General features: G+C 68.4%; 10 protein-coding genes. 4 read left to right on the forward strand and 6 right to left on the reverse strand.

Going from position 1 to position 8433, the window contains the following annotated elements; all coding sequences use genetic code 11:
- Positions 1 to 48 precede the first annotated feature (48 nt).
- Positions 49 to 522 carry a VOC family protein gene (locus ACWDU1_RS25280; RefSeq protein ID WP_450002132.1) on the forward strand — a complete coding sequence of 158 codons (474 nt, stop codon included), beginning with the start codon at positions 49 to 51 and terminating at the stop codon, positions 520 to 522.
- A gap of 354 nt (positions 523 to 876) precedes the next feature.
- Here the strand turns inward: ACWDU1_RS25280 and ACWDU1_RS25285 are convergent, their stop codons facing one another.
- Positions 877 to 1230: a winged helix-turn-helix transcriptional regulator gene (locus ACWDU1_RS25285; protein WP_450002133.1), complete on the reverse strand. Its 354-nt coding sequence runs from the start codon at positions 1228 to 1230 to the stop codon at positions 877 to 879.
- Between the two features lie 60 nt (positions 1231 to 1290).
- Here ACWDU1_RS25285 and ACWDU1_RS25290 point away from each other — a divergent pair, with 60 nt between their 5' ends.
- The gene (locus tag ACWDU1_RS25290) at positions 1291 to 2052 is read left to right on the forward strand and encodes an SDR family oxidoreductase (protein WP_450002134.1); all 762 of its coding nucleotides are present in this window, start codon (positions 1291 to 1293) and stop codon (positions 2050 to 2052) included.
- 271 nt (positions 2053 to 2323) lie between these two features.
- Here the strand turns inward: ACWDU1_RS25290 and ACWDU1_RS25295 are convergent, their stop codons facing one another.
- From ACWDU1_RS25295 to ACWDU1_RS25305, 3 genes are all read right to left on the reverse strand, one after another.
- On the reverse strand, positions 2324 to 2881 hold the full coding sequence (locus ACWDU1_RS25295) for a WHG domain-containing protein (RefSeq protein ID WP_450002136.1): 558 nt from the start codon (positions 2879 to 2881) through the stop codon (positions 2324 to 2326).
- Positions 2881 to 3678, reverse strand: a complete 798-nt coding sequence (locus tag ACWDU1_RS25300) for an alpha/beta fold hydrolase (protein ID WP_450002138.1) — start codon at positions 3676 to 3678, stop codon at positions 2881 to 2883. The genes ACWDU1_RS25295 and ACWDU1_RS25300 overlap by 1 nt, the downstream gene beginning before the upstream one ends.
- Positions 3679 to 3846: 168 nt before the next feature.
- Entirely contained in the window at positions 3847 to 4569 is a 723-nt protein-coding gene (locus ACWDU1_RS25305; RefSeq protein WP_450002139.1) for a GNAT family N-acetyltransferase, read from the reverse strand.
- Between ACWDU1_RS25305 and ACWDU1_RS25310 the strand changes: the two genes are divergently transcribed.
- Positions 4563 to 5270 carry an alpha/beta fold hydrolase gene (locus ACWDU1_RS25310; protein ID WP_450002141.1) on the forward strand — a complete coding sequence of 236 codons (708 nt, stop codon included), beginning with the start codon at positions 4563 to 4565 and terminating at the stop codon, positions 5268 to 5270. The two genes, ACWDU1_RS25305 and ACWDU1_RS25310, sit on opposite strands and share 7 nt — an antisense overlap.
- 92 nt (positions 5271 to 5362) lie before the next feature.
- On the opposite strand, the gene ACWDU1_RS25315 is transcribed toward ACWDU1_RS25310, so the two are convergent.
- Together ACWDU1_RS25315 and ACWDU1_RS25320 are read right to left on the reverse strand one after the other, a co-directional pair.
- Positions 5363 to 6859 (reverse strand): carboxylesterase/lipase family protein, encoded by a 1497-nt coding sequence (locus ACWDU1_RS25315; RefSeq protein WP_450002143.1) that lies wholly within the window; start codon positions 6857 to 6859, stop codon positions 5363 to 5365.
- 134 nt (positions 6860 to 6993) lie between these two features.
- Entirely contained in the window at positions 6994 to 7584 is a 591-nt protein-coding gene (locus ACWDU1_RS25320) for a hypothetical protein (protein ID WP_450002145.1), read from the reverse strand.
- Between the two features lie 131 nt (positions 7585 to 7715).
- On the opposite strand from ACWDU1_RS25320, the gene ACWDU1_RS25325 reads away from it, so the two are divergent.
- Positions 7716 to 8433: SDR family NAD(P)-dependent oxidoreductase (locus ACWDU1_RS25325; protein ID WP_450002146.1), on the forward strand; the 718-nt coding region annotated here is incomplete at its 3' end.

Genomic DNA, 8433 nt, shown 5'->3' on the forward strand with positions numbered 1-8433 from the left:
CCACCACACTCTTTCCCACCCCCCCGTACTTCCCATCCCGCCGGAATCTTGCGGTTCGAGTTGGTGCACCGGGGGGCCGCGCCGGCGGTCGCGGCCGCGGCCCGACTATTGGTTGCGCCCTTCGATGCCGGGGACGACGGCCGGATCGCGACACTGATCGATCCGTTCGGCGCGCCGGTGTCGCTGTGGCGGCGGGCACCGTGGAGGGGTTGGACGCATCCACGGGCGACCAGGGCGGCGCCGCGGCGACTACAACACCTGAGCGCAGATCCATCAGCCGCCGCCGAGTTCTACCAGCGCATCCTCGGAATGACCGATCCCGACACCGACTTCACGGGGCTCACAAAGCCGAACGCGGAGCCGGGCTGGCACCTGATCGTCGCCGTCGACTCCGTCGCCGAGGTTCAACAGCGAGCCGGCGAGCCGCATCGCGGAACCGGGCGGGGCGGATCCCGTAAACAACCGGGGGTGGTTGCTGATCTCACCGCACCCGATGGCCTCACTTTCTCCATCGAGGGCTGACTCCGGAACCGGTTCGCAGCGGACCGAGGATGGAGCGTCCGAGATACTGCTCTTCCTTCTGCCCCAAAGACAGGGGGCGCGCCCGGGTGCCGAAAGCCTGCACGAGCTCACCGAGCGTGCGGTCCGCACTCTGACCGATATCAGCTACGGCCTTCGGGGGCGACCCGCCATCATCGGCAGTCACGGCACGTTCATCGCGCGAGCGCTGATCGGGCTCGGATGCATGGGCGTCGGCTGGGCATTCCACCAGGCGGATGCCGATGCCCGCGATCTACCGGATCGAGTTCGACGGCCCAATCGTTTACGCGGTCGGGCCAGGCCTCTGACCCACAACAGCCGACCTTCCCGAGGTGTTCAGGGCCAACGGAGGTCGTGGGGCCGATCGGTCCAGATTTCCGACCAGTCCCACAGCGGTTGCAGGGCTTCCCCGAGCCGGACCCCTGCGATGGTCAGTTCGTAAGAACCTTTCGGGCCATGCTTCTCCAAAAGCCCCGCCGCCAAGAGTTGCTGGAGCCGGTTCGACAGCATGCTCGACGAACAGTTGCCCATCCGCCGGCGCAGTTCCAGGAACCCCAGCGGGCCGGGTTCGAGCTCCCACACCACCCGCAGCATCCACCGCTGCCCCAGCAGGTCGATCGCCGCCAGAACCGGTGCGTCGCCGGGCTCATCGGCCGCCCCGGCAGACTCGCGACCATTTGCGCTTCTCATTTCGAAGCACCATAGTTGCTTCTCAAACAGAAGCACCGGGCCGAGTCAGGAGAACACCCGATGAACCGAGCGGAACCGTCCCCGCGACGAATCGTGCTGGTGACAGGCGCCTCACGCGGTATCGGCGCGGCCACCGCCCGGCACCTGGCCGGACCGGACACCCACGTCCTGGTCAACTACCGCGAGAAGCTCAAACGGGCACAGACGGTGATCGACACGATCACCGCCGCCGGCGGAAGCGCATCGGCAATCGGGGCGGACCTGTCCGACGGCACAGCCGTCGCCGAAATGATCGACCACATCCGTGACCGATACGGCCGGCTCGATGCGCTCGTGCTGAACGCGTCGGGCGGACTCGAACGCGGCGCCGACCCCGGCTACGCCCTGCGCCTCAACCGCGACGCCCAGGTCCGGCTCGCTAATCTCGCATTGCCCCTCATGCCGCCCGGCGGGCGGATCGTATTCGTCACCAGCCACCAGGCGCACTTTCACGCCGACGGTGGCCCGTTGCCCGACGGGTACGAGCCGATCGCCGCGAGCAAACGCGCCGGCGAGGATGCCCTGCGCGCCCTCATTCCCGAATTCACCGACCGCGGTGTCGGTTTCGTCGTGGTCTCCGGCGATATGATCGACGGCACAATCATCATCCGGCTGCTGGAACGCCGCGATCCCGACGCGGTCGCGGCCCGCCGAACCCACGGGCCACTTCCCACTGTCGACGACTTCGCCGCGGCCATCGTCGCTGCGATCGACGCCCCCGCCGCCAACGGGCACACCTTCCTTGTCGGCGGGCACGACTACCTTGCCACCACGATGCGCTGAACCACCGAAGACTTCACCGACTATGCCCGCGATACCGCCGCCACCGGCGTCTGGACGCCATAACCACCGAGACAGCCAGGGGACGCCGGGCACCCGACGCCCGCCCCTGGCTCAGTGAGCCCGTCCAAGCGTCCACTAGCAGTGATTTGTGGGCACTGCCGAGTAGTGAAAGCTCGCCGGGCAGCAAAGATGGCTCACGCAAAGTGTCCAAGAATGCATCGGTTTCAAAGCATTTCCGGTCGGGCTACCCGGCGGCAAGCGCAGTTCGGATTCACCGGGACGGTAGCGCGCTGAGCACCATACGGGTCAGGGTGGCGAAGGATGTCTCGATGTCTTCGGCGAGCTGGAACCCTCCTTGGGATTCCAGGGTGGCGAAGCCGTGGCCGGCGGCGCGGATGCAGCGGGTGAGGTGCACCGCGTCCGTGCCGGTGACGCCGCAGCCGGTCAGGACGGCGAAGATGGTGTCCATCAGGCGGTGGCTAGCGGTGTCCCAGCCCGGTGTCGGTCGTGGGCTCTGCGGCAGCATCGCGTATCGGTGGGGGTGTGTCACGGCGTAGTCGCGGTAGGCGCGTAACAGAGCGCCGACCGCTTCGGGGCCGCCGAGCCCGATCACCGAGCGGGTGACCCGTTCGGTGAGTTCGTCGATGACGCGCACGCCGACGAGGTCCACCAGTTCGTTCAGATTCTTGACGTGCTTGTACAGCGAGGGAGTGGCCACATCGGCGCGGGTGGCCACCGCGGCGAGGGTCAGGGCGCGGGGCCCGCCTTCGTCGATGACGGCGACGGCGACGTCGACCACCGCCGCGGGGGATAGTCCGGCGCGTGGCATCACAGTTCCTTCAGGAACGTCGCGATGGCGTGCGTGGTGAATTCCGGGTTGTCGGCGTGCGGGTAGTGCCCCGAGCCGTCCGCCATCGCGACACGGGACGGTCCGGAGACCTCGTTCGCGATCCGTTGCGCCTCGGCGGCCGGGTCGGCGAGGTCGCCGTCCTTGGTGCCCATGACGATCAAGGTCGGGACGGTGATGTCCGCCAGGTCCAGGGCGGGGTCGGCGGGCAGCGAATCGGTCAGGGCACTCAAGGCCGTGAGGTGCCCCTCGCGGCGCAGTATCGCCTTGTTCGCGGCCAGATATTCGGCGAAGTCGGCGGGCTTGGTGCCCGGGTACAGCGTCTTGAGGAACATCGTCCACAGCGATGCGTTACCGGTGACGAGTTTGGCGGCCAGCCCCATGGCGAAGCCGGGCTTCTCGTGTCGCACCGCGGCACCCGCGAGCACCAGGCCGCGCACCAACTCGGGTTCGCGGACGGCGACCTGCCCGGCGGACTTCGCCGCGAAGGAGTGGCCGACGATCACGGCCGGCCCGCCGAGATGACGGATCAGGGCGGCGATGTCGTGACCGACGGCGGTGGGATCGTACTGCGGCCAGTCGGCGCTGGAGTCACCGTGGCCACGGATATCCATGACGGCCACCCGGTTTCCGGCTTCGGCCAGCATCGGGGCCACGAACCGGAAGTCGGCGCGGTTGACGCCGACACCGGGGACGCACACCACCAGCGGCCCGTCGGAGGGGCCGGTGAGCTCGTAGGCGATGGTGCCGTCGGGAAGCGGGAGGTACTGGGTGGTCATAACGATCTCCTTGGCTAGCTCTAATAGCTAAAAAGATAATGTCATTAGCTTTCGCTGTCCAGGGTAGTGGTTCACATCACAATCTGCCGCGCGCCGACCACACCGATCCGGCCGCAGGCCTCGGGCAGGCGATAGGACCCGATCCGAGTCGCCGATACGACAGCACAGTCACCTCAGTCTGGCGCTGAGCTGGGCACCGAGTTCGCGAAAGCCCAGGGCGAGCGCGACCCGTTTGGACTGCGGAGCCCGCGCCCGCCACTGCGGAAGCAGCCCGGCTTCCAGGGCGTGTGCCACCGCCGCGGATCCCGTCAGCCGGGCCAGACCCCGCCCCCGGTTATCGGGAGCGGTCAGCACACTCATATGCGCGGTCCGGCTCGGCCACAGGCGATATCCGGCGGCGGCGACCACTTCGTCATGGATCCGGACGGCGAACGCCGGGGAAGTTATCTCACGGAGGCCGCTTTCGTCCGATTCGTGCTCACCCGCAAGATCTTCGAGCCGGCGTAGATCGCGATGCTCGGCGGAGAGCCGTTGGACCGATACCGAACCCGTTGGCGCCTGCCGGAAATCGTGTTCGTCGAGATAGGCCAGCGTGGCCGGGCCCAGCACCTCTTCGAGGCAGAGGACCCGACCGAGCACTGCGGGATCCACGAGGTCTTCGACGGGCAATTCCGCGACGGCGCCGCGAACCGCCGCTGCCGCGGACGCACTGGGCACGGTCACGATTGCCCGCCCCCGCAACACGATGAAACCTGCCCAGCCCTGCGGGCAGATCATCGCTCGCGGCGAGATCGCCACATCCACGGGATCGGTCGAGGAGAACGAAACCGGCGCACCGGCCAGCCCTTCCCATAGCGCGTGGGCTCTTGTCAGCACCGAGTTCGTTGGCATGGCCGCATTCTGCACACTCGCGCAGCCTCAGTCCCGCTTTCCGAGGACGAGGTCGAGTTGCTGGTCGACGAGTTCGAGGGCCGGTTCGGCTGTCCCGTGGCCCTGGATCATGCCTTGGGCTATTCCGGCGACAGCGGCCGCGATGGGTGATCGAGACCCTCGACGGCCTCGGCGAGAGCCGAGTCCACCTGGCCGGCAATTCGCTCGGCGCCTGGATGGCCACCATGGTCGGGGTCTACCACTCCGACCGCTTGGCCGGCCTCACCATGTTCGAACCCGGCGGGGCCACCTTCGCCAAACCGAAATGGAGCCTTCTGCTCAAATTCCTTGCCGCCGGCCTGCGTCCGACCCCCGAGCGAATGCGCAAACTCAACTCGTGGCTGACGCCCCGCGCCGAGCTCACCGACGAGGAGTTCGCGATGGCGATGGCGGCCTTGAAATTCCGGCCCGGCATGCCGTGGGACCGAGTCGTCACCGACGAAGAGCTGGCGTCCATCACCGCACCGACCCTGGTGCTGTTCGGGGCCGAAACCGTCGTCAACGACCCCGAAATCGGGGCAGCCCGCGCCCGGCAACATATTCCGACGGTCGACGTGCAGATCTACCCGGGCATCGGGCACGACCTGCTGTGGGCGAACCAGGAGGTGATCATCCCCCGCTTCCTGAACTTCGCCGGCAACCACGATCCGGTTCGGAACTGACACGGACCCCGTACCGCCCGTCCCGACGAACCGGCCGCGTTGCCCGGTTTCGGCTTTCGCCGTGCCGGGCGCCCGGATTCGACACTCGGGATTCAGCGGCTCAGCGGCAAGGTGTCGAATCTGTGGGCGGACCAGATTCGGCGGGATGGCTCCTCGGGGTAGGGCCGGGTAGCCGGTTCGGTGTCGTACACGCGGGTGGCGCGGCCGGCCGAGTCGTACCGGGGCCAGCCGGGGTTTCCGCGGGTGGCGAAGTTCAGCCAGTCGGTGCGCATCTGCCGGGAAACACCGGCGACCTGGGCGGCGGCATCCGGGTGCGCGGACCGGTGTGCGCGGATTTCGTCAGGGTGGAGGGTGCCGAAGACAAGGAGGAAGTCGAGGCTGTGCGAGGCGCCCTGCTCGCGGTTGAAACTCCAGCACAGTTCGTAGAGCCAAGCGGAACCACCGCCGGCGTGCTGCGCGGCGGCGAGGTGCAGGGTGGGCATGCGGAACAGCCAGTCGGCGTGGACGAGTTCGTAGAGTTCGCCGGGGGTGGCCCCGGGGTAGAAGTCGCGATACCGGCGGCTGCCGTCGGGCCCGGGTGCGAGCAACTCGAGCGTCTCGCTTACTCGTTCGTCGGTCATCTCGATGCCGAACCAGGTCTTGAACAGCCGGTATTCGTCGCGAGTGTGGCCTACGAGCAGGTCGATGCCGCGGGCGGCGCCGGCGGCGAGTGCCTTCCAGGGTGCCTCGGGCAGGACCTCGCCGTCGACCACGGGCGAGAACGGTGTCGGTGTCGATGCCATAGGCCCCCAGGTGTCGGCGAATGCGGGCATCTTTTCCAGGATCGTGTTCTTGGCGTCGACCAGGTCGCGGGGGTCGACGCGGGCCATGTCCTCGATGGTGGCCCGGGTACCGGCTTCGGCCGCGATCGCTGCGGAGACGGCGCCCGCGAGTTCCGGAGCGAAGAAGGTGCCCGGCACGCTCTGCGGGATGGCGCGGCGGAACAGCCCGGCCGCGGTCGGCATGGCCAGCAGGGCGGCGATACAGCCCGCGCCGGCGGACTGGCCGAACACTGTGACGTTGCCCGGATTCCCGCCGAAGCCGGCGATATTGTCCTGCACCCATCGCAGGGCGGCGACCTGGTCGAGGATGCCGCGGTTGGCCGGGGCACCGAGGATGTGGGCGAAACCCTCCACTCCGACCCGATAGTTCATGCTGACCACCACCGCACCCGAACCGGCCAGAGTCGCACCGTCGGCGTGCGGGTTGGCGGAGGTGCCCTCCTGGTAGGCGCCGCCATGGATCCACACCATCACCGGAAGTCCCGCGATACCGGGGTCAGGAGTCCAGACGTCGAGCGTCAGGCAGTCGGCCGCTCGATCATCGGCGCCGCCTCGCATCGGGGTCGCGAAACCGGACTGCGGCACCGGCGGACCGAACTCCGATGCGTCCCGCAGTCCCTCCCATGACCGCGCCGGCACCGGCGCCCGGAAGCGCAGCGCACCGAACGGCGGCTGCGCGTACGGGATACCGCGGAATACCGCGACGGCGTTCTCCCACCTTCCCAGAACTGACCCGGCGGTGGTGCGGATTCGGGGACCGGTACGCATCTACGGTGCTCGCTTCCGCTCGACCTCGCCTGGAACCCGAGTCGAGATTCCAGCGTCGCCGGATCGCGCCCGGATCCCCGGCGCCGGAATGGACAGCGGCGTCGATATGTGCCGGTAGCTCACCATATGGCCGGTCAGAACTTTCCCGAGTGATGATCGAAGCGGTGGCCGAGGTGGCCGCCGAATTCCGCGACGAACGTCTCCCGCAGGGGCGGCCAGCCCCAGAAGTCGAATGCCAGGGCGCCGAGCGCGAATCCGGCGGGCCACCGCCAGTCGGTGACCGATGCCTCCCGCCCGCACGACCGGCATCCGGCCACCCCCGTTCCGGTCCGTTCCCACGCCTCGATCCCCTCCCGGAACGGTTCCCAGATCGCGGGATCGGCCTCCCACTGCTGCGGATAGTCGATGATCACCGTCGTGGCCGCACAGTGCGGGCACACTGCGGATTCCGGTTCGACCTCCCCCTGCCCGCCGTAATGCGCGCCACGACCGACGATCACGGCCACGGGACCCGGGATATGGTCACCCCAATCCTCGGCGACGCCCCGCCACCGCGGCCCGGCCACATAGCCTTCGTCGGCACCCAGGCTGTAGACCCCGTCCCCGGACAGCTCCGGTGTCAGCACGTGCCGCGCGATCATCCAGTCGCGCATCCGGGCAGCCACCGCGGGCGCCTCGGCCACGGAGACCTCGAGATCCACGATCCGTTCGAAGTAGTCACCCATTTCGCGCGGCACACCCTTTCAGACGTCGATCCCGACACTGTGCCAGAACGGTCCGACCGTCACCGTATCGGAACATACGTTCCGTTTCCGCTACGCTGATACGGAACACAAGTTCCGGAAAGGGTGCGGATATGAGAACAGTCGTCATCACCGGCGGCACGGACGGTATGGGCGCGGCCCTGGCACGGCATCATCTGCGGGCCGGCGACCGGGTGACCGTGATCGGGCGCAGCCGGGCGAAATTCGACGCCCTCTGTGACTCGCTGCCTGCCGACGCGGCCGCGCGCGCCGAGTTCCTCGCGGCCGATCTCTCCTCGGTCGCGCAGAGCCGCAGCACGATCGCGCGATTGCGGACCGGTCACCGGCGAATCGATGTGCTGATACTCGCCGCCTCGTTCATCCGGCAGCGCCGCCACCGCACCGCGGAGGGCCGCGAGGCCTCCTGGGTGCTCTTCTTCGTCTCGAAATACCTCTTCGTCACCGGACTCGCCGACCTCCTGGGAGCCGCCGCCCGCCCGATCGTCGTCAATACCGCCGTTCCCGGGGCGCGGGCCGACGCCATCGACTTCGGTGATCTCGAACTGAACCGCGGCTTCACCTTCGCCCGATCCAACGCGCAGCAGCGGCGGGCCAACGAACTACTCGGGCTGCTCGCCGTCACCGGCAACCCGGACCTGGCGTATGTGACATGGGGCCCGGCGCGGCTGGTGCGGTCGAGTTTCGCGGGCGAGGTCGGACCCGCCATGAAGTTCGGCGCCGCGGTCTTCGGCCGGCTCGCCGGGCAACGCCCCGAGGCGGCCGTGCGCCCGATCATCGCCCTCGTCGACGACCCCGTACCCGGCCGCGACG

This window comes from Nocardia sp. NPDC003345, assembly GCF_053589395.1.